General features: G+C 60.4%; 22 protein-coding genes. 1 reads left to right on the top strand and 21 read right to left on the bottom strand.

Annotation, left to right across the window (positions count from 1 at the left end):
• Window positions 1-8: 8 nt before the first annotated feature.
• The 15 genes from ispG to trmJ all read right to left on the bottom strand — a co-directional run bounded on the left by ispG (window position 9) and on the right by trmJ (window position 12,054).
• Complete coding sequence (gene ispG / locus ACTJKT_RS11475) at window positions 9-1,118, bottom strand: flavodoxin-dependent (E)-4-hydroxy-3-methylbut-2-enyl-diphosphate synthase (RefSeq protein WP_007929536.1); 1,110 nt, start codon at window positions 1,116-1,118, stop codon at window positions 9-11.
• A 3-nt stretch (window positions 1,119-1,121) separates the two neighbouring features.
• Window positions 1,122-2,156, bottom strand: coding sequence for a helix-turn-helix domain-containing protein (locus tag ACTJKT_RS11470; protein ID WP_440787160.1), 1,035 nt, complete (start codon window positions 2,154-2,156; stop codon window positions 1,122-1,124).
• A complete protein-coding gene (gene pilW / locus ACTJKT_RS11465; RefSeq protein WP_440787159.1) occupies window positions 2,156-2,914 on the bottom strand; it encodes a type IV pilus biogenesis/stability protein PilW in 759 nt (252 codons plus the stop codon). Before pilW ends, ACTJKT_RS11470 begins: the two co-directional genes overlap by 1 nt.
• A gap of 12 nt (window positions 2,915-2,926) precedes the next feature.
• Complete coding sequence (rlmN, locus tag ACTJKT_RS11460; RefSeq protein ID WP_440787158.1) at window positions 2,927-4,075, bottom strand: 23S rRNA (adenine(2503)-C(2))-methyltransferase RlmN; 1,149 nt, start codon at window positions 4,073-4,075, stop codon at window positions 2,927-2,929.
• Window positions 4,076-4,104: 29 nt separating this feature from the next.
• Window positions 4,105-4,530, bottom strand: a complete 426-nt coding sequence (gene ndk, locus ACTJKT_RS11455) for a nucleoside-diphosphate kinase (RefSeq protein WP_007929529.1) — start codon at window positions 4,528-4,530, stop codon at window positions 4,105-4,107.
• 94 nt (window positions 4,531-4,624) lie between these two features.
• Entirely contained in the window at window positions 4,625-4,825 is a 201-nt protein-coding gene (gene iscX, locus ACTJKT_RS11450; RefSeq protein WP_440787157.1) for a Fe-S cluster assembly protein IscX, read from the bottom strand.
• A 14-nt stretch (window positions 4,826-4,839) separates the two neighbouring features.
• The gene (gene fdx / locus ACTJKT_RS11445) at window positions 4,840-5,181 is read right to left on the bottom strand and encodes an ISC system 2Fe-2S type ferredoxin (RefSeq protein WP_009045439.1); all 342 of its coding nucleotides are present in this window, start codon (window positions 5,179-5,181) and stop codon (window positions 4,840-4,842) included.
• A 3-nt stretch (window positions 5,182-5,184) separates the two neighbouring features.
• On the bottom strand, window positions 5,185-7,047 hold the full coding sequence (gene hscA / locus ACTJKT_RS11440; protein WP_440787156.1) for a Fe-S protein assembly chaperone HscA: 1,863 nt from the start codon (window positions 7,045-7,047) through the stop codon (window positions 5,185-5,187).
• Between the two features lie 51 nt (window positions 7,048-7,098).
• The gene (hscB, locus tag ACTJKT_RS11435; protein ID WP_440787155.1) at window positions 7,099-7,620 is read right to left on the bottom strand and encodes a co-chaperone HscB; all 522 of its coding nucleotides are present in this window, start codon (window positions 7,618-7,620) and stop codon (window positions 7,099-7,101) included.
• Between the two features lie 8 nt (window positions 7,621-7,628).
• Window positions 7,629-7,952 carry an iron-sulfur cluster assembly protein IscA gene (iscA, locus tag ACTJKT_RS11430; protein ID WP_007929524.1) on the bottom strand — a complete coding sequence of 108 codons (324 nt, stop codon included), beginning with the start codon at window positions 7,950-7,952 and terminating at the stop codon, window positions 7,629-7,631.
• Between the two features lie 47 nt (window positions 7,953-7,999).
• Window positions 8,000-8,386 (bottom strand): Fe-S cluster assembly scaffold IscU, encoded by a 387-nt coding sequence (iscU, locus tag ACTJKT_RS11425; RefSeq protein ID WP_007929523.1) that lies wholly within the window; start codon window positions 8,384-8,386, stop codon window positions 8,000-8,002.
• Window positions 8,387-8,488: 102 nt separating this feature from the next.
• Entirely contained in the window at window positions 8,489-9,703 is a 1,215-nt protein-coding gene (locus tag ACTJKT_RS11420; protein WP_440787154.1) for an IscS subfamily cysteine desulfurase, read from the bottom strand.
• 50 nt (window positions 9,704-9,753) lie between these two features.
• Complete coding sequence (iscR, locus tag ACTJKT_RS11415) at window positions 9,754-10,245, bottom strand: Fe-S cluster assembly transcriptional regulator IscR (RefSeq protein WP_025806107.1); 492 nt, start codon at window positions 10,243-10,245, stop codon at window positions 9,754-9,756.
• Window positions 10,246-10,505: 260 nt separating this feature from the next.
• Window positions 10,506-11,282 (bottom strand): serine O-acetyltransferase, encoded by a 777-nt coding sequence (cysE, locus tag ACTJKT_RS11410; protein WP_007929518.1) that lies wholly within the window; start codon window positions 11,280-11,282, stop codon window positions 10,506-10,508.
• The gene (gene trmJ / locus ACTJKT_RS11405; RefSeq protein ID WP_007929516.1) at window positions 11,275-12,054 is read right to left on the bottom strand and encodes a tRNA (cytosine(32)/uridine(32)-2'-O)-methyltransferase TrmJ; all 780 of its coding nucleotides are present in this window, start codon (window positions 12,052-12,054) and stop codon (window positions 11,275-11,277) included. The genes cysE and trmJ overlap by 8 nt, the downstream gene beginning before the upstream one ends.
• Window positions 12,055-12,310: 256 nt before the next feature.
• Here trmJ and suhB point away from each other — a divergent pair, with 256 nt between their 5' ends.
• A complete protein-coding gene (suhB, locus tag ACTJKT_RS11400) occupies window positions 12,311-13,126 on the top strand; it encodes a type III secretion system regulator SuhB (protein ID WP_007929514.1) in 816 nt (271 codons plus the stop codon).
• Window positions 13,127-13,336: 210 nt separating this feature from the next.
• On the opposite strand, the gene ACTJKT_RS11395 is transcribed toward suhB, so the two are convergent.
• From ACTJKT_RS11395 to ACTJKT_RS11370, 6 genes are all read right to left on the bottom strand, one after another.
• On the bottom strand, window positions 13,337-13,885 hold the full coding sequence (locus tag ACTJKT_RS11395; RefSeq protein ID WP_440787153.1) for a glycine zipper 2TM domain-containing protein: 549 nt from the start codon (window positions 13,883-13,885) through the stop codon (window positions 13,337-13,339).
• A 121-nt stretch (window positions 13,886-14,006) separates the two neighbouring features.
• Window positions 14,007-14,921, bottom strand: coding sequence for a protein translocase subunit SecF (gene secF, locus ACTJKT_RS11390; RefSeq protein WP_440787152.1), 915 nt, complete (start codon window positions 14,919-14,921; stop codon window positions 14,007-14,009).
• A gap of 9 nt (window positions 14,922-14,930) precedes the next feature.
• Complete coding sequence (gene secD / locus ACTJKT_RS11385; protein ID WP_440787151.1) at window positions 14,931-16,799, bottom strand: protein translocase subunit SecD; 1,869 nt, start codon at window positions 16,797-16,799, stop codon at window positions 14,931-14,933.
• 62 nt (window positions 16,800-16,861) lie between these two features.
• Window positions 16,862-17,197, bottom strand: a complete 336-nt coding sequence (gene yajC / locus ACTJKT_RS11380; RefSeq protein ID WP_007929510.1) for a preprotein translocase subunit YajC — start codon at window positions 17,195-17,197, stop codon at window positions 16,862-16,864.
• Window positions 17,198-17,244: 47 nt separating this feature from the next.
• Window positions 17,245-18,360, bottom strand: a complete 1,116-nt coding sequence (tgt, locus tag ACTJKT_RS11375) for a tRNA guanosine(34) transglycosylase Tgt (protein ID WP_162096445.1) — start codon at window positions 18,358-18,360, stop codon at window positions 17,245-17,247.
• Window positions 18,361-18,374: 14 nt separating this feature from the next.
• Window positions 18,375-18,690, bottom strand: a 316-nt coding sequence (locus ACTJKT_RS11370; protein WP_440787150.1) for an S-adenosylmethionine:tRNA ribosyltransferase-isomerase, incomplete at its 5' end; no start/stop codon positions are given.

The raw sequence follows: 18,690 nt of genomic DNA, 5'->3' as shown, positions 1-18,690 counted from the left end.
AGTCGGGCTCAGCCGCGAGCGATCAGCGCTGCGTCGGCTTCGACCTTTTCGGCCGCTTTCTCGCGGATCAGCTTTTCCAGTTGATCCACAAGATTGTCATTCGTCAGTTTCTGCGACGGCTTGCCGTCGATGTAAATCAGGTTCGGCGTCCCGCCGGTCAGGCCGATATGCGCCTCTTTGGCTTCGCCCGGACCGTTGACCACACAACCGATGACCGCCACGTCCAGCGGTACCAGCAGATCCTCGAGACGCCCTTCCAGTTCGTTCATGGTCTTGACCACATCGAAGTTCTGCCGCGAGCAGCTCGGGCAGGCGATGAAGTTGATGCCACGGGAACGCAGATGCAGGGACTTGAGAATGTCGTAGCCGACTTTCACTTCTTCGACCGGGTCGGCCGCCAACGAGATGCGAATAGTATCGCCAATCCCTTCGGCCAGCAGCATACCGAGGCCCACGGCGGATTTCACCGTGCCTGAGCGCAAACCGCCGGCTTCGGTGATACCCAGGTGCAGCGGCTGGATGATTTCCTTGGCCAGCAGGCGATAGGCTTCGACGGCCATGAACACGTCGGAGGCTTTCACGCTGACCTTGAAGTCCTTGAAGTTCAGACGTTCGAGGTGCTCGACGTGACGCAGGGCAGATTCCACCAGCGCCGCCGGGGTCGGCTCGCCGTATTTCTTCTGCAGGTCCTTTTCCAGGGAGCCGGCGTTGACCCCGATACGGATCGGGATCCCGCGATCACGGGCCGCGTCCACCACGGCACGCACGCGGTCTTCACGACCGATGTTGCCGGGGTTGATCCGCAGGCAATCGACGCCCAGTTCGGCCACGCGCAAGGCGATCTTGTAGTCGAAGTGGATGTCGGCAACCAGCGGCACCTTGACCTGCTGCTTGATGCGGCCGAAGGCTTCGGCCGCGTCCATGTCCGGTACGGAAACCCGCACGATATCGACGCCGGCCGCTTCCAGACGGTTGATCTGGGCCACAGTGGCCGCCACATCGTTGGTGTCGCTGTTGGTCATGCTCTGCACGGCAATGGGGGCATCGCCACCCACGGGTACCGAGCCGACCCAGATCTTGCGGGACTCGCGACGTTTGATTGGAGATTCGCCGTGCATGACTTATTGACCTAACTTCAGGCGAGCAGTCTCGCCACTGGTGAACGGAGCCACATCGACCGCTTGTCCGTTGTAGCTGACCTGCGCACCACGGGCATAACCCAGGCGCACGGCAAATGGCGGCTTGCCGGAAACATCGGCAGTCTCGCCCTTGCGCTTCAGGCCACTCAACAGCACTTTGCCGCTGCCGTCGGTGATCTGGGTCCAGCAATCGGCTGTGAACTGGATCTGTACCTGACCCGCGCCAGCTACAGGCGCGGCGGCAGGTGCAGTTGGAGCTGCCGGGGCAGCCGGAATAGTCGCTGCCGCGACCACAGGCGCTACAGGGGCAGGCGCGGCCGGAGCGCTCGGCGCGGGTGCTGCCGGTGCCACGACCACTGGAGCAGGAGCAACCGGAGCAGCAGGTGCAACAGCCGGAACGCTTGGCGCAGGAGCAGCGGCATCCGCTGGGGCCTGGCCTGGAGCCGGGGTTTCAGGCAGGGCCAGAGCGGTTTCGCCTTCGGCCTGACCTTCCACGACCGCCTGGTCTTCCGGCTCGTCGATCGGATGAATTTGCGTGGTACCGTCAGCACCTTCGACTTCGACGTGCTCTTGATTGAGACCGACCAGTTCCTTGGTACGCACCGAGGTCTGATCCTGCCACCAGATAAAGCCGCCGCCGATCACCGCAATCAGCAGCAACAGGCTGACGATGCGCAAAATGGTGTGGGAAACCCGTACCGGCTCTTCGATACGGCCCAGGCTGTGCACATTGCTGCCCTGGGAATCGGTGCCCGTGTATTGGTCGAAGGCCTGGACCAGAACGGCCTGGTCCATCCCCAGCAACTTGGCGTAGGCACGGATATAACCGCGGGCGAAGGTATGCCCCGGCAGCTTGTCGAAAGCGCCGGCTTCCAGGTTGCTCAACGAGCTGGCGGTCAGATTGAGCTTGAGGGCCACGTCAGCCAGCGCCCAACCATTGCTTTCGCGGGCCTGGCGCAGGGTCTCACCGGGGTTTACGCGAGTCGCTGCTAGAACTTCGGGATGCGCCGCTTTCATCATTGCTCCGACAGGTATTGCTGATATTCCGGCGTACCGGGATAGAGTCGTTTTAATTGCAGGCCGTAACTGGCGGCCTTGTCGCGATCTTCGAACACCGTTGCCAGCCGAACGCCGAGCAATAGACTACGTGCATTTTGCTCGCCGAGCAGGCTAAAACGATCGTAATAGTCGCGTGCGGGCACATAATGCCTGTCTTCGAAGGACAACTCAGCCATTTCCAGCAATGCGCGAGGCTGCTGGCGGTTCAAGCGCAGGGCTTTTTCCAGGTGCTGCCGGGCCAGATCACGCTCACCCAGCATCGCGGCGGTCATGCCAAGGTTCTCGAACACTCGGGATCGCTCGGGGTACAGGGTATCAGCAGCCGCCTGTTCAAAGCGCTGATAAGCATCTTTGTAACGTTTTTCTTCAAAGAGAAAGCTGCCGTAGTTGTTCAGGATACGGGCATCGGAAGGACGCGAAGCCAGGGCCTTGCGGTAATGCCGGTCAGCCAGCTCGGGTTCCATTTCGGCCTGGAACACCAGCGCCAGGGCGGCATTGGCGTCAGCATCGGACTCATCCAGCTCCAGGGCCTTTTTCAGCGGCACCTTCGCCCGTTCGGTCATGCCTTGCTGCAGATAACCCAGGCCCAGCTGAACATAGGCCTCACGCGCCTCGTCCCGCCCCTTGCTTGTCTTCATCGGGTTGAAATCCCCCGAAAGAACACAGCCAGCCGACAGGCTGACAAAAAGCAGAAGCAGCGCGACGCGCAAGGTCATGGAGATCCTCTCTCAGGTACGATTCGCAGCGCTTTGCGGCATATCGGCGTCGGCGCTCAACTCGCGCACGGCGATATAACGTTCGCTGCGACGGGTGCGATCCAGCACCTGCCCGACCAGTTGTCCACAGGCCGCATCGATGTCTTCGCCGCGCGTGGTGCGCACGGTGACGTTGAAGCCTGCGTGATGCAGTTGATCCTGGAACCGGCGAATTGCGTTGTTGCTCGGCCGCTCGTAACCGGAATGCGGGAACGGGTTGAACGGGATCAGGTTGATCTTGCAAGGAACGTCCTTGAGCAACTCGATCATTTCAGCAGCGTGCTCAACCTTATCATTGACGTCCTTGAGCAGGGTGTACTCAATCGTCAGCACGCGTTTCTCGCCCAGCGCCGACATATAACGCTGGCAGGATTCGAGCAGCATCTTCAGCGGATACTTCTTGTTGATCGGTACCAGCTGGTTGCGCAGCGCATCGTTCGGTGCGTGCAGGGACAACGCCAGGGAAACGTCGATGTGCTTGGCCAGCTCATCGATCATCGGTACCACACCGGAGGTCGACAGGGTCACGCGGCGCTTGGAGATGCCGTAGCCCAGGTCGTCCATCATCAGGCGCATGGCCGAGATGACGTTGTCGAAGTTCAGCAGCGGCTCGCCCATGCCCATCATCACCACGTTGGTGATGGCACGGTCGACGGTCGCCGGGACGCTGCCAAAGGATTTGTTGGCAATCCACACCTGGCCGATGACTTCGGCGGCGGTGAGGTTGCTATTGAAGCCTTGCTTGCCGGTGGAGCAGAAACTGCAGTCCAGGGCACAGCCTGCCTGGGACGAAACGCACAAGGTGCCGCGTTTGCCCTGGGGAATGTAAACGGTCTCGACGCAGCTGCCGGACGCCACGCGCACCACCCACTTGCGGGTGCCGTCGCTGGAGATGTCCTCGCTGACCACTTCCGGACCACGAATTTCGGCAACGGCCTTGAGCTTTTCGCGCAAGGCCTTGCCGACGTTCGTCATGGCGTCGAAATCATCGACGCCAAAGTGGTGAATCCATTTCATTACCTGACCGGCACGGAAACGCTTCTCCCCGATTGAGTCGAAGAATTTTTCCATTTCCGGTTGAGTCAGACCCAACAGGTTAGTTTTGCCAGTCGATGTAGTCATGGTTTCACCTTCACTCACGGGCCTTTGGCTTAGCGAGTGGTCACTTCGGTGGAAGCGAAGAAGTAAGCGATTTCGCGTGCAGCAGCGGCTTCGGAGTCCGAACCGTGAACGGCGTTGGCGTCGATGGATTCAGCGAAGTCAGCGCGGATGGTGCCGGCAGCAGCTTCTTTAGGGTTGGTAGCGCCCATCAGCTCACGGTTCAGAGCGATAGCGTTTTCGCCTTCCAGAACCTGAACGACAACCGGACCGGAAGTCATGAAAGCAACCAGCTCGCCGAAGAAACCACGAGCGCTGTGCTCAGCGTAGAAGCCTTCAGCTTCGGCTTTCGACAGTTGCTTCATTTTCGAAGCTACAACGCGCAGGCCAGCTTTTTCGAAACGGGTAACGATCTCGCCGATGACGTTTTTTGCAACAGCGTCAGGCTTGATGATGGAGAAAGTACGTTGAACAGCCATGGTGTAACTCCAGAAACGGTGATTAAAGCGAAAAATTAAACCCGCGAATTATACGCGGGTTTATAGGGATTGCCTAACTGCGTACGGGACAGACTCAGTCTGCTTCTTCGATCCAGGCGGCCTGAATTGCTTCAAGAACCTTCTCGCCACCGCGAGCCGGATCGTCGCTGAAATCCGGCAGAGCCAGAACCCATTGGTGCAGATCGACAAAGTTTACGTAGCGCGGATCCACATCCGGCTTGGACTCAGCCAGCTGGATCGCGATTTCCAGCACATCAACCCATTTCAGACTCATGATGATTCCTTGAATCAGTGCGGCGCTTCGGCTGCATGGTTGAGCGAGTATTTCGGAATTTCGACGGTCAGGTCTTCCTCGCCGACGATCGCCTGACAGGATAGACGCGATTGCGCCTCCAGGCCCCAGGCCTTGTCCAGCAGGTCTTCTTCCAGCTCGTCGGCTTCGTTCAGCGAGTCGAAACCCTCGCGAACGATGCAGTGGCAGGTGGTGCAGGCGCAGACGCCGCCGCAGGCGCTCTCGATCTCGATGTGGTTGTCATGGGCCACTTCGAGAATCGAGGTACCCGGCGCAGCCTCTACAACCAGGCCATCCGGGCAAAACACGGCGTGTGGCAGAAAAATGATCTGCGGCATCAGTTATTCCTCGATTTCATTCAGATTGCGCCCCGCCAGAGCGGCTTTCACCGTCGAGTCCAGGCGGCGGGCAGCAAAAGCATCGGTCACTTGCGACAGACGCTTGGTCTGCTGCTTGATGGCGTAACCATCGGTGCCACGCATCAATTCACTCAATTCCTGCATTTGCAGCTCGATGACCATGCGCTCTTCGGCATCCAGCAGACGCTCGCCGTCTGCCTCCAGAGCGCCCTGCACCGCCTCGATCAGGCGCTGGGCATCGACCTGCTGCTCGCGCAGCACGCGGGCGACCTTGTCGTCGCTGGCGTACTGGAAGGAGTCCTTGAGCATCCGGGCGATTTCTCCGTCGGTCAGGCCGTAGGACGGCTTGACCTGGATGCTGGCTTCGACGCCCGAACCCAGTTCGCGAGCGGACACGCTCAGCAGACCGTCGGCATCGACCTGGAAGGTCACGCGAATCTTCGCCGCCCCGGCGACCATGGCCGGAATGCCGCGCAGCTCGAAACGTGCCAGGGAACGGCAGTCGCTGATCAGCTCGCGCTCGCCCTGCAACACATGAATCATCATGGCCGACTGGCCATCTTTGTAAGTGGTGAAGTCCTGGGCACGGGCGACCGGGATGGTGGTGTTACGCGGAATCACCTTCTCCATCAGCCCACCCATGGTTTCCAGCCCCAGGGACAGTGGAATCACATCAAGCAGCAGCAGCTCGCCACCATCGCGCTTGTTGCCGGCCAGGGTATCGGCCTGGATCGCGGCACCAATGGCCACCACCTGGTCCGGATCGATCTCGGTCAGCGGCTGGCGACCGAACATTTCGGCGACCGCTTCGCGAACCCGTGGAACACGGGTCGAACCGCCGACCATGACCACCGCCTGGACATCATCCAGCTCGACATTGGAATCACGCACGGCGCGACGACATGCCTTGAGGCTGCGCGCCACCATCGGCTCGATCAGGGCATCGAAGGCTGCGCGGGTCAGCGGCGCCGACCAGGCGCCATAGGTCACGTCGACCGATGGGGCATCGGTGAGCGCTTCCTTGGCGGCACAGGCGATTTGCAGCAGATTGCGCTGCTTACCCGGATCGAGATCGGCGGACAGGCCGGCGCTCTCGATGATCCAGCCAGCGATCGCATGATCGAAATCGTCGCCGCCCAGGGCACTGTCGCCACCGGTGGCCAGCACTTCGAAGACGCCGCCGGTCAGGCGCAGAATGGAAATATCGAAAGTCCCGCCACCCAAGTCATAAATGGCCACCACGCCTTCGGCGTGCTGGTCCAGACCATAGGCCACGGCCGCCGCGGTCGGCTCATTGAGCAGACGCAACACGTTGAGACCGGCCAGCTTGGCCGCATCCTTGGTCGCTTGACGCTGCGCATCGTCGAAATAGGCCGGAACGGTGATCACCGCCCCCACCAACTCACCACCCAGGGTCGCCTCAGCGCGCTGACGCAATACCTTGAGGATGTCGGCAGAGACTTCCACCGGGCTTTTCGGGCCCTGGATGGTCTCGATGAACGGCATGTGCGACTCGCCGTCGACGAAGCGGTACGGCAACTGCTCGCCCAATTGCTTGACGTCGGACAGACCACGACCCATCAAGCGCTTGACCGACAACACAGTGTTCAGGGGGTCGGCAGACGCCGCCAGCCTGGCGGACTCGCCCACCTCGACATGCTCGGCGTGATAACGCACGGCAGACGGCAGGATGACCTGCCCGTTGGCGTCGGCCAGCGGCTCGGAAAGACCACTGCGCAAGGCAGCGACCAGCGAATTGGTAGTGCCCAAGTCGATCCCCACAGCCAGGCGACGCTGGTGCGGTTGAGGACTTTGGCCGGGTTCGGCGATCTGCAGTAGGGCCATGTTTATCTGGACTTATCTGAATATCAGGCGTGCGACCGGAGCGGCACTGGGTTAATCGTCGAGGCGCTCTTCTAACTGGCGCACTTCGTAGGTGAGCTTGTCGAGGAACTGCATGCGCCGCATCAGGCGTTCGGCCTGTTCGCGTTGCGCAGCATCATCCCAACAGGCCGCGAAGCTTTCGTTCAATTCATCCTGGGCCACTTTCAGGCGGCGCTTGAAGGCTGCAATACCGGCCAGGTCGGCCTCGTCCTGCAGATCCTCGAGCTCTTCGCGCCACTGCATCTGCTGCAGAAGGAACTCCGGATCGTGCACCGTGACCTCCAGCGGCAGCTCATGGCCGCCCATGGCGAGCAGGTATCGCGCGCGCTTGGGAGGGTTCTTGAGGGTCTGGTAGGCCTCGTTGAGGCTGGCGGATTGTTCCAGCGCCAGCCGCTGCTCACGCTCGGAAGCGTCAGCGAAGCGGTCCGGATGAACGGCACGCGCCAACTCACGGTAGCGCGTGGCCAGCTGCTCGAGATCCAGGCGGAAGCTCGGTTGCAGCTCGAATAAAGCGAAATGACAAGGAGTACCCACGCGCAGCCTCAGATGTTGAAGCTTTCGCCGCAGCCACATTCACCGCGCACGTTGGGGTTGTTGAACTTGAAGCCCTCGTTCAACCCTTCCTTGACGAAGTCCAGTTCGGTGCCGTCCAGGTAGGTCAGGCTTTTCGGATCAATGATCACTTTCTCGCCATGACTCTCGAACACCTGATCGTCTTCACCGATCTCGTCGACGAACTCCAGGACATAGGCAAGGCCGGAACAGCCCGTGGTGCGAACACCCAGACGAATCCCATCACCTTTGCCGCGCCCGTTGAGGGAGCGTCGCACGTGTTGAGCAGCCGCTTCTGTCATGCTGATAGCCATCGTGACTCCTTACTTTTCGCTCAATCTGTGAAAGCTGATCCGCTAAATCAGATCAGGCCTTTCTTCTGCTTGTAGTCGCGAACGGCGGCCTTGATGGCGTCTTCGGCGAGTACCGAGCAGTGGATTTTCACTGGCGGCAGGGCCAGCTCTTCAGCCAGCTGAGTGTTCTTGATGGTCTCTGCTTCATCCAGAGTCTTGCCCTTCATCCACTCGGTAGCCAGGGAGCTGGAGGCGATAGCCGAACCGCAACCGTAGGTCTTGAACTTGGCGTCTTCGATGATGCCCTGCTCGTTGACCTTGATCTGCAGGCGCATCACGTCGCCGCACGCCGGAGCGCCGACCATGCCGGTGCCGACATCAGGATCTTCCGCGTTCATCTTGCCGACGTTGCGCGGGTTCTCGTAGTGGTCGATGACCTTTTCGCTGTAAGCCATGATTCTTAATCCTCACTCATCAGGGCCGCTCTTGAGACCCTGTAGTTACGCCTGCGTCAGTCGCCGCGTCGCTACAGGAGCTGTACCTGGCGGCTTCTATATTTAGTGTGCCGCCCACTCGATCTTCGAGATATCGACGCCGTCTTTAAACATGTCCCACAGCGGCGACAGAGCGCGCAGCTTGGTCACGGCCTCGCAGACTTTCTGCGCGGCATAATCGATTTCTTCTTCGGTGGTGAAGCGGCCGAAGGTGAAGCGGATCGAGCTGTGTGCCAGTTCGTCGTTGCGGCCCAGGGCGCGCAGCACGTACGAAGGCTCCAGCGAAGCCGAGGTGCAGGCCGAACCGGAGGAAACCGCCAGGTCCTTGAGCGCCATGATCAGCGACTCGCCTTCGACGTAGTTGAAGCTCAGGTTCAGGTTGTGCGGTACGCGGGCGGTCATGCTGCCGTTGATGTACAGCTCTTCCAGGTGCTCGACCTGCTTGTAGAAGCGGTCGCTCAACGCCTTGATGCGCAGGTTTTCGGCCGCCATGTCTTCCTTGGCTACACGGAAGGCTTCGCCCATGCCAACGATCTGGTGGGTAGCCAGGGTGCCGGAACGCATGCCGCGCTCGTGACCGCCGCCGTGCATGGTCGCCTCAAGGCGAACCCGCGGCTTGCGGCTGACGTACAGCGCGCCAATGCCTTTAGGACCGTAGGTCTTGTGGGCGGAGAAGGACATCAGGTCGACTTTCAGCGCCTGCAGGTCGATATCGACCTTGCCGGTGGACTGGGCGGCGTCGACGTGGAACAGAATGCCTTTGGAACGAGTCAGCTCGCCGATGGCGGCGATGTCGTTGACCGTACCGATCTCGTTGTTCACGTGCATGATCGACACTAGGATGGTGTCGTCGCGCAGGACAGCTTCGACCATGGCCGGAGTGATCAGGCCGTCTTCGCTAGGATCGATGTAGGTGACTTCGAAACCTTCACGCTCGAGTTGGCGCATGGTGTCCAGGACAGCCTTGTGCTCGATCTTCGAGGTGACCAGGTGTTTGCCCTTGGTGTGGTAGAAATGCGCGACACCCTTGATTGCCAGGTTGTCGGACTCGGTGGCACCGGAGGTCCAGACAATTTCACGTGGATCGGCGTTGACCAGGTCAGCCACTTGGCGACGGGCATTTTCCACCGACTCTTCGGCTTTCCAGCCGAACACGTGGGAGCGGGACGCCGGGTTACCGAAGTTTCCGTCGACCAGCAGGCATTCACTCATCTTTTGCGCGACACGCGGATCAACCGGGGTGGTCGCTGAGTAATCAAGGTAAATCGGCAATTTCATGGACTCTCTCCTAAATCAGGCTGGCTGGCGTGCCGCTAGCTCTTTGGCTGTCATTCGACGGCGGACGCTTCAATCTTGTCCAGGTGCTGCGCCTTGCCATTACAGCGGCGCTGATCCTGACGCTGGGCTACTTCTTGCACCTCACGGCGAGTCACAAGGTCAGCCAAGCTGATACCGCTCAGAAATTCGTGAATCTGCAGGCTCAGATCGCACCACAAGTGGTGGGTCAAGCAGGTGTCGCCGGAATGGCAATCGCCCTGGCCCTGGCATTTGGTTGCATCGACCGACTCGTTCACCGCATCGATCACCTGGGCCACCTGAATGCCTTGCATGTCACGCGACAGCTGGTAGCCACCGCCTGGACCACGCACGCTGGACACCAGATTGCTGCGGCGCAACTTGGCGAAGAGCTGTTCGAGATAGGACAGGGAGATGCCTTGGCGCTCAGAGATATCGGCCAGGGACACCGGCCCATTTTGCGCGTGCAACGCCAGGTCAAGCATGGCTGTTACCGCGTATCGGCCTTTTGTAGTCAGTCGCATGGACAAGTACCACGGAGTGTTTCGGGATGGGAGCGAGTATGCAATTCCCGAGTAATTAAGTCAACTATAAGACCTACTACTTTAGTCAGGTTTACCCGCAAAAGAGCGCGCGAATCATAGCAAAGTCTGCAGGGTAATGGCACGCCCTGGATTTGACGGGTGACTAATGGGGCGCCAGCACCCTTCCGGGCGTTATCGCGAGCAAGCTCGTCCCTACAAAGGCTATCCCGCTNCGCGATAGGCCATCAGCCCCCAAAGACTCAGCCGACCTGGCTGTCGCCCTTGTCCTTGACACCTGCGAAGTCCTCATCGCGCAGCGCCGGCAGATCCTTGGCGCAGTAGTTGCTGCCCAGATCCTTCAAGGCCCCGCACATACCCTCCAGGCGCCCATCGACGGCCTGCAGGTGATCGAGCAACTGGCCAATGGCCCGCGCCACCGGGTCCGGCATGTCCTCGCTGACGCCGTAAGCATCGAAACCAAGCTTCTCGGCCATGGCCTTGCGCTTGGCTTCCTGCTCGTCATCGGACTTGACGATGATGCGCCCGGGAATACCCACCACCGTGGCACCCGCCGGTACCGCCTTGGTCACCACCGCATTGGAACCGACCTTGGCGCCCGCCCCCACAGTGAACGGACCCAGCACCTTGGCGCCCGCCCCCACCACCACACCGTCTTCCAGGGTCGGGTGACGCTTGCCTTTGTTCCAGCTGGTGCCGCCCAGGGTCACGCCCTGATAGAGGGTAACGTCGTCACCGATCTCGGCGGTTTCGCCGATGACGATGCCCATGCCGTGGTCGATAAAGAAGCGGCGACCGACCTTGGCCCCCGGATGGATCTCGATCCCGGTCAGCCAGCGCCCGAAGTTCGACACCAGCCGCGCCAGCCACTTCCAGCCCATGCCCCACAACGCGCCGGACAGGCGATGAATCCAGATGGCGTGCATGCCCGGGTAGCAGGTCAGGACCTCGAACGCGTTCCGCGCCGCCGGGTCACGATGGAAAACACTCTGGATATCTTCACGCAAACGCTCAAACATCGTCATTCTTCCGCTTAAGGAGCTCACCACGGGCCGCTTTCTGGGTCTCCGTGAGGATGCCACGCAAAATATTCATTTCCGCCCGGCTTACCGAGCTGCGTCCGTACAACCGGCGCAGGCGCGCCATCAAGTGCCGTGGCTTTTCCGGATCGAGGAAGTCGATGGCCACCAGCGTCTGTTCCAGATGCTCGTAGAACCGCTCCAGCTCGTCCATGGTCGCCAGCTCATCGCTGCGCGGCGACGCCACTTCATCCTTCTCGACCTTGCTCGGCTGACCTTCGGCCGCCAGCCAGGACATACGCACTTCATAGGCCAGCACCTGCACCGCCGTCGCCAGGTTCAGCGAGCTGAACTCCGGGTCCGAAGGGATATGCACGTGAAAATGACATCGCTGCAGCTCGTCATTGGTCAGGCCGGAATCTTCACGACCGAAGACCAGGGCAATTTCGGCGCCCTGCCCTGCCTCTTGCACCACCTTGACCCCGGACTCACGGGGGTCGAGCAATGGCCAGGGAATACGCCGGTCACGGGCGCTGGTGCCAAACACCAGGGTGCAGCCGGCCAGGGCATCTTCCAGGGTGGCAACGACCTGAGCGTTTTCAAGAATGTCGGTAGCGCCGGACGCGCGCGCATCGGCCTCATGGGATGGGAAGATCCGCGGCTCGACCAGCACCAGCCGCGACAGCCCCATGTTCTTCATGGCACGCGCAGCCCCACCGATGTTTCCGGGATGACTGGTATTGACCAGGACGACACGAATGTTCTGCAGCAAGGGAGGCGCTCTCGGACACGGGAAAGGGGAGCAAATCTTACAGAACAGCCAGCGCTCCCGCCTCAAAAATAACTGCTTCTGGCTGGCACTTTATAGAAGCCGGCCAACACCAGACGGACTGCCACTCGTCAAAATGTCCGCGCATTTACGGGCTTGAACGGCAGATCGAGGCCAGCGGAGCGAATGTCGACCTTCATCTGCAAAAGTTTTCTGCTAGAATGCTCGGCTTTCTTTAACAACCTTAGGTGACCTATCCATGCAGCCAATGCTGAATATCGCGCTGCGCGCCGCCCGCAGCGCCAGTGAACTGATTTTCCGCTCCATCGAGCGCCTGGATACCATCAAGGTCGACGAAAAAGACGCCAAAGACTACGTATCCGAAGTTGATCGCGCTGCCGAGCAGAAGATCATCGACGCATTGCGCAAGGCCTACCCAACTCACGGCATTCTCGGTGAAGAAACCGGTCTGCACGCTGGCAGCGGCGAAGGCGAAGACTACCTGTGGATCATCGACCCACTGGACGGCACCACCAACTTCCTGCGCGGCATTCCTCATTTCGCTGTCAGCATCGCCTGTAAATACCGTGGTCGCCTGGAACACGCCGTGGTCCTGGACCCGGTGCGCCAGGAAGAATTCACCGCCAGCCGTGGTCGCGGCGCCCAACTGAACGGTCGTCGCCTGCGCGTCAGCGGCCGTACCAGCCTGGACGGCGCCCTGCTGGGTACCGGCTTCCCGTTCCGTGACGACCAGATGGACAACCTGGACAACTACCTGGGCATGTTCCGCGCCCTGGTCGGCCAGACCGCCGGCATCCGCCGCGCCGGCGCTGCCAGCCTGGACCTGGCCTACGTGGCCGCCGGTCGTTTCGACGCTTTCTGGGAGTCGGGCCTGTCCGAGTGGGACATGGCTGCAGGCGCCCTGCTGATCCAAGAAGCCGGCGGCCTGGTGAGCGACTTCACCGGCGGTCACGACTTCCTGGAAAAAGGCCACGTGGTTGCCGGCAACACCAAATGCTTCAAGGCGGTCCTCACCGCCATCCAGCCGCACCTGCCGGCCTCGCTGAAGCGCTAAGCGCAGCGACAAAAAAGCACCCTGCGGGGTGCTTTTTTATGCTTGGGATTTATCGAAAAACCACCCTCCCTGTAGGAGCGANCCGAATAAGGCTGATACACCGCGGCGCCCGGATCGCGGGCAAGCCTCGCTCCTACAGAAGCAGACCCAAACCTCGGGCAATAAAAAAGCACCCCGCAGGGTGCTTTTTCATGATTGACGCTGAAACGCTTATTGCGCCGGTACGTTCTGCCCCAGGATCAGCTGACCGTCCTTGGTGACCGGAATCTGGCTGCCTGGATCACGATCCATGCGTACCTGGCCTTGTTTGCCGTTCAGCTCGTACTTCACGTCATAACCCACGACCTTTTCGCTGATGTCGTTGACCGTGTTGCAGCGAGTCTGAGTGGTGGTGTAGGTATCACGCTCCTGCATGCCTTCCTGCACCTTGTTACCAGCGTAACCACCGCCGACCGCACCGGCGACCGTGGCGATCTTCTTGCCTGTACCGCCGCCGATCTGGTTACCCAGAAGGCCGCCGGCCAGTGCACCGACCACCGTACCGGCGATCTGATGTTGATCCTTCACCGGAGCTTGACGGGTCACGGTGACGTCCTTGCATACTTCACGCGGTGTTTTGATCTGTTGTTTGACCGGCTGAACTGCCAGCACCTGCGCATACTCAGGGCCACTATTGACCAGCTTGTAGGTGGCAACAGCCCCCCCGGCAGTCACAGCGACGGCACCTAATACCGCACCAACCAGCATCGACTTGTTCACGTGAACCTCCTGACCATCACAAGCGGGACAAGCCCGCGCTTCTCCCTGCCTTGGAGCATAAAAAAAGGCGCGAGTTCAATACTCGCGCCTTTTCGACTGCCTTGCCGGGAAGGGAAAACCGTTATGGACGGTCGTCGACTTCCTTCTCGGTATTGGCCGGAGGAATCAGGTCCTCGCTGCTCAGGTTCAGCCAGATCAGCACCACGTTGGCGATGTAGATCGACGAGTAGGTACCCGCCAGAACACCGACGAACAGCGCGATGGAGAAGCCCCACAGGTTGTCGCCACCGAAGAACAGCAGCGCCGCGATCGCCAGCAGGGTGGAGATCGAGGTCGCCATGGTGCGCAGCAGGGTCTGGGTGGTCGAGATGTTGATGTTCTCGATCAGGCTGGCCTTGCGCAGCACGCGGAAGTTCTCACGCACCCGGTCGAAGACCACGATGGTGTCGTTGAGCGAGTAACCGATGATCGCCAGCACCGCCGCCAGCACCGTCAGGTCGAAGGTGATCTGGAAGAACGACAGGATACCCACGGTCACCACCACGTCGTGGATCAGCGAGACGATGGCGCCGACCGCGAACTTCCACTGAAAGCGGAAGGCCAGGTAGATCAGGATGCCGCCCAGCGCCATCAGCATGCCGAGACCGCCCTGGTCGCGCAGCTCTTCACCCACCTGCGGGCCGACGAACTCGACGCGCTTGACCTGCGCCGGGTTGTCGCCGCCGAGCTTCTGCAGGGCTTCCGCCACCTGATGGCCCAGTTGCGGGTCTTCGCCCGGCATCCGCACCAGCAGGTCGGTGGTAGCACCGAAGCTTTGCACGATCGCTTCGTGATAACCGGATTCGCTCAGTTGAGCGCGAACCTTCATCACATCCGCCGGACGCTCGTAGGTCAGCTCGATGAGCGTACCGCCGGTAAAGTCCAGACCGTAGTTCAACCCCTTGTGGAACCAGCTGAACAGCGCCAGAACGGTAAGGAGCACAGTGACGCCGAACGCAACGTTGCGGACGCCCATGAAGTTGATAGTACGTAACATGGCAGCCCCTTAAATCCACAACTTCTTGAAGTCACGACCGCCGAAGATCAGGTTGACCATCGCACGGGTCAGCCAGATGGCCGTGAACATCGAGGTAAAGATCCCGAGGGACATGGTCACCGCAAAGCCTTTGACCGGGCCGGTGCCCATGGCAAAGAGAATCCCGCCGACCAGCAAGGTGGTCAGGTTGGAGTCGAGAATCGCGGTGAATGCCCGGCCGAAGCCTTCGTTGATTGCCCGCTGCACGGTCATGCCGGCGGCGAGCTCTTCACGTATGCGCGAGAAGATCAGTACGTTGGCGTCCACCGCCATACCCATGGTCAACACGATACCGGCGATACCCGGCAGGGTCAGCGTAGCCCCCAGCAAGGACATCAGGGCCAGCAGCAGCACCATGTTCAGCGCCAGCGCCACGGTGGCGATGATGCCGAAGAAACGGTAGATGGCGATGATGAACAGCGACACGAACAGCATGCCCCACAGCGACGCATCGATACCCTTGGTGATGTTGTCGGCACCCAGGCTCGGGCCGATGGTGCGCTCTTCAGCGAAGTACATAGGCGCGGCCAGACCACCGGCACGCAACAGCAGGGCCAGCTCGGAGGACTCGCCCTGGCCGTTCAGGCCGGTGATGCGGAACTGGCTGCCCAGCGGCGACTGGATGGTCGCCAGGCTGATGATCTTCTTCTCTTCCTTGAAGCCCTGAACCGGGACTTCTTTTTCGACACCGTCGACCACTTGCTTGGTGTAAGTGGTGATCGGCTTCTGCTCGATGAAGATCACCGCCATGCTGCGACCGACGTTGCTGCGGGTCGAACGGCTCATCAGCTCGCCGCCATGGCCATCGAGCTTGATGTTCACCTGTGGACGACCGTGCTCATCGAAGCCCGCCTGGGCGTCGGTCACCTGGTCACCGGTGATGATCAGGCCACGCTCGATCAGCGCAGGAGGACGATTGCCTTCACGGAACTCGAAAGACTCGGAAGTGGCTTTCGAAGCGCCCGGCTCGGCGGCCAGACGGAACTCAAGGTTGGCCGTCTTGCCCAGGATACGCTTGGCTTCAGCGGTGTCCTGCACGCCCGGCAGCTCAACCACGATACGGTTGGCACCCTGACGCTGAACCAGAGGCTCGGCAACACCCAGTTCGTTGACGCGGTTACGTACCGTGGTCAAGTTCTGCTTGATGGAGTATTCACGGATTTCCGCCAGCTTGGCCGGGGTCATCGCCAGACGCAGCACCGCCTGACCATTGAGGTCGGCCGGAACAATGTCGAAATCGTTGAAGTTCTTGCGGATCAGCGCACGCGCCTGTTCACGGCTCGCTTCGTCGCTGAAGCCCAGTTGAATGGCACCATTGAGCTGCGGCAGGCTGCGATAGCGCAGACGCTCTTTACGCAGCAGGCTCTTCACATCGCCTTCGTAGACTTTCAGGCGTGCGTCGAGGGCTTTTTCCATGTCCACTTCCAGCAGGAAGTGCACACCGCCGGACAAGTCCAGGCCCAGCTTCATCGGATGCGCGCCGAGGTTGCGCAGCCATTGCGGGGTGGTTTGCGCCAGGTTCAATGCAACGACGTAGTCGTCACCCAGGGCCTTGCGCACGACGTCCTTGGCCGGAAGCTGGTCTTCCTGCTTGGTCAGGCGCAACAGGCCGCCCTTGCCCTTGGCTGCGATGGTCGCTGCCTTGACGTTGATCCCGGCGTCGGTGAGCGCTTTGCTCGCACGATCCAGATCCGCCTGAGTGACCTGCAACGCGGTACTCGCGCCGCTGACCTGAATGGCCGGATCATCAGGGTATAGATTGGGAGCGGAATAAATAAAACCGATCGCCAGCACCGCCAGGATCAGTACGTATTTCCACAGAGGGTATTTGTTCAGCATCACGCCGCCCGTTTATGAAGCGGGGCGCCTTGCGCGCCCCGTCGATTGGTAAAAGATGAAACTTAGATCGCCTTCAGCGTGCCTTTTGGCAGCGTGGCAGCGATAGCGCCTTTCTGGAACTTCATCTCGATAGTGTCGGAAACTTCCAGCACTACGAAGTCATCGGTCACTTTGGTGATCTTGCCGGCGATACCGCCAGTAGTCACAACTTCGTCACCTTTCTGCAGGCTGCCCAGCAGGTTCTTCTGTTCTTTGGCGCGCTTGGCCTGTGGACGCCAGATCATCAGGTAGAAGATGACCAGGAAACCGACCAGGAAAATCCACTCAAAGCCAGTGCCAGCAGGGCCAGCAGCAGGTGCAGCAGCATCAGCCATTGCAGTCGAGATAAAAAAGCTCATGTAACACTCCGGATAATTGCAAAAGTGGGTCTAAACGTCTTTAGAACTTATTCTAAAGGCGGCACGGGCAACCCGCGTTTGGCATAGAAGGAATCGACAAAGGCGGCCAATGTACCCTGTTGAATAGCCTCGCGCAAACCAGCCATAAGACGTTGGTAATGACGCAAATTATGGATGGTATTGAGCATGCTCCCCAGCATTTCGCCGCACTTGTCCAGATGATGCAGATAAGCACGGGAGAAGTTCTGGCAGGTATAGCAATCGCAGGTCGGATCCAGCGGCGAATCATCATGGCGATGGAACGCGTTGCGGATCTTCAGCACGCCAGTATCAATGAACAGGTGCCCATTGCGGGCATTACGGGTTGGCATCACGCAATCGAACATGTCCACACCGCGGCGCACACCCTCAACCAGATCTTCCGGCTTGCCAACACCCATAAGGTAACGAGGTTTGTCTGCTGGCATCTGGCCTGGCAGGTAGTCCAGCACCTTGATCATCTCGTGCTTGGGCTCGCCCACCGACAGGCCACCGATGGCCAGGCCGTCGAAGCCGATCTTGTCCAGGCCTTCCAGGGAGCGCATGCGCAGGTCCTGGTGCATGCCGCCCTGGACGATACCGAACAGCGCCGCCGTGTTGTCGCCATGGGCATTCTTCGAACGCTGGGCCCAGCGCAGCGACAGCTCCATGGACACCCGCGCGACGTCTTCGTCGGCCGGATACGGGGTGCATTCGTCGAAGATCATCACGATGTCCGAGCCCAGGTCACGCTGGACCTGCATCGACTCTTCCGGGCCCATGAAGACCTTGGCGCCATCGACCGGCGAGGCGAAGGTCACGCCCTCCTCCTTGATCTTGCGCATGGCGCCCAGGCTGAACACCTGGAAACCGCCGGAGTCGGTGAGGATCGGGCCTTTCCACTGCATGAAGTCATGCAGGTCGCCGTGTTTCTTGATCACTTCGGTGCCCGGGCGCAGCCACAGGTGGAAGGTGTTGCCCAGGATGATTTCGGCGCCAGTGGCGACGATGTCCCGAGGCAGCATGCCCTTGACCGTGCCGTAGGTGCCCACCGGCATGAAGGCCGGGGTTTCCACGGTGCCACGGGGGAAGGTCAGACGACCGCGACGAGCCTTGCCATCGGTGGCGAGCAGCTCGAAAGACATACGACAGGTGCGACTCATGCTGTTTCCTCAGGGCCGCGTGGCGCGGGATTGCGGGTGATGAACATCGCATCACCGTAGCTGAAAAAGCGGTATCCATGCTCGACGGCGGCCTTGTAGGCGGCCATGGCTTCGGGATAACCGGCGAACGCCGAAACCAGCATCAACAGCGTGGATTCGGGCAAATGGAAGTTGGTGACCAGGGCATCGACCACATGGAACGGCCGGCCCGGGTAGATAAAGATGTCGGTGTCGCCGCTGAACGGCTTGAGCACGCCATCACGCGCCGCGCTTTCCAGGGAACGCACGCTAGTGGTCCCCACCGCCACCACC

The organism is Pseudomonas sp. 22526 (assembly GCF_052044735.1).
GTDB lineage: Bacteria > Pseudomonadota > Gammaproteobacteria > Pseudomonadales > Pseudomonadaceae > Aquipseudomonas > Aquipseudomonas piscium.
This window is presented reverse-complemented; position numbering and strand designations above follow the sequence as displayed.

Coding starts and splice junctions, on each gene's coding strand:
- ispG (WP_007929536.1), bottom strand. CDS start 1,118: ATGCACGGCGAATCTCCAATCAAACGTCGCGAGTCCCGCAAGATCTGG.
- ACTJKT_RS11470 (WP_440787160.1), bottom strand. CDS start 2,156: ATGAAAGCGGCGCATCCCGAAGTTCTAGCAGCGACTCGCGTAAACCCC.
- pilW (WP_440787159.1), bottom strand. CDS start 2,914: ATGACCTTGCGCGTCGCGCTGCTTCTGCTTTTTGTCAGCCTGTCGGCT.
- rlmN (WP_440787158.1), bottom strand. CDS start 4,075: ATGACTACATCGACTGGCAAAACTAACCTGTTGGGTCTGACTCAACCG.
- ndk (WP_007929529.1), bottom strand. CDS start 4,530: ATGGCTGTTCAACGTACTTTCTCCATCATCAAGCCTGACGCTGTTGCA.
- iscX (WP_440787157.1), bottom strand. CDS start 4,825: ATGAGTCTGAAATGGGTTGATGTGCTGGAAATCGCGATCCAGCTGGCT.
- fdx (WP_009045439.1), bottom strand. CDS start 5,181: ATGCCGCAGATCATTTTTCTGCCACACGCCGTGTTTTGCCCGGATGGC.
- hscA (WP_440787156.1), bottom strand. CDS start 7,047: ATGGCCCTACTGCAGATCGCCGAACCCGGCCAAAGTCCTCAACCGCAC.
- iscA (WP_007929524.1), bottom strand. CDS start 7,952: ATGGCTATCAGCATGACAGAAGCGGCTGCTCAACACGTGCGACGCTCC.
- iscU (WP_007929523.1), bottom strand. CDS start 8,386: ATGGCTTACAGCGAAAAGGTCATCGACCACTACGAGAACCCGCGCAAC.
- ACTJKT_RS11420 (WP_440787154.1), bottom strand. CDS start 9,703: ATGAAATTGCCGATTTACCTTGATTACTCAGCGACCACCCCGGTTGAT.
- iscR (WP_025806107.1), bottom strand. CDS start 10,245: ATGCGACTGACTACAAAAGGCCGATACGCGGTAACAGCCATGCTTGAC.
- cysE (WP_007929518.1), bottom strand. CDS start 11,282: ATGTTTGAGCGTTTGCGTGAAGATATCCAGAGTGTTTTCCATCGTGAC.
- suhB (WP_007929514.1), top strand. CDS start 12,311: ATGCAGCCAATGCTGAATATCGCGCTGCGCGCCGCCCGCAGCGCCAGT.
- secF (WP_440787152.1), bottom strand. CDS start 14,921: ATGTTACGTACTATCAACTTCATGGGCGTCCGCAACGTTGCGTTCGGC.
- secD (WP_440787151.1), bottom strand. CDS start 16,799: ATGCTGAACAAATACCCTCTGTGGAAATACGTACTGATCCTGGCGGTG.
- yajC (WP_007929510.1), bottom strand. CDS start 17,197: ATGAGCTTTTTTATCTCGACTGCAATGGCTGATGCTGCTGCACCTGCT.
- tgt (WP_162096445.1), bottom strand. CDS start 18,360: ATGTCTTTCGAGCTGCTCGCCACCGATGGCAAGGCTCGTCGCGGTCGT.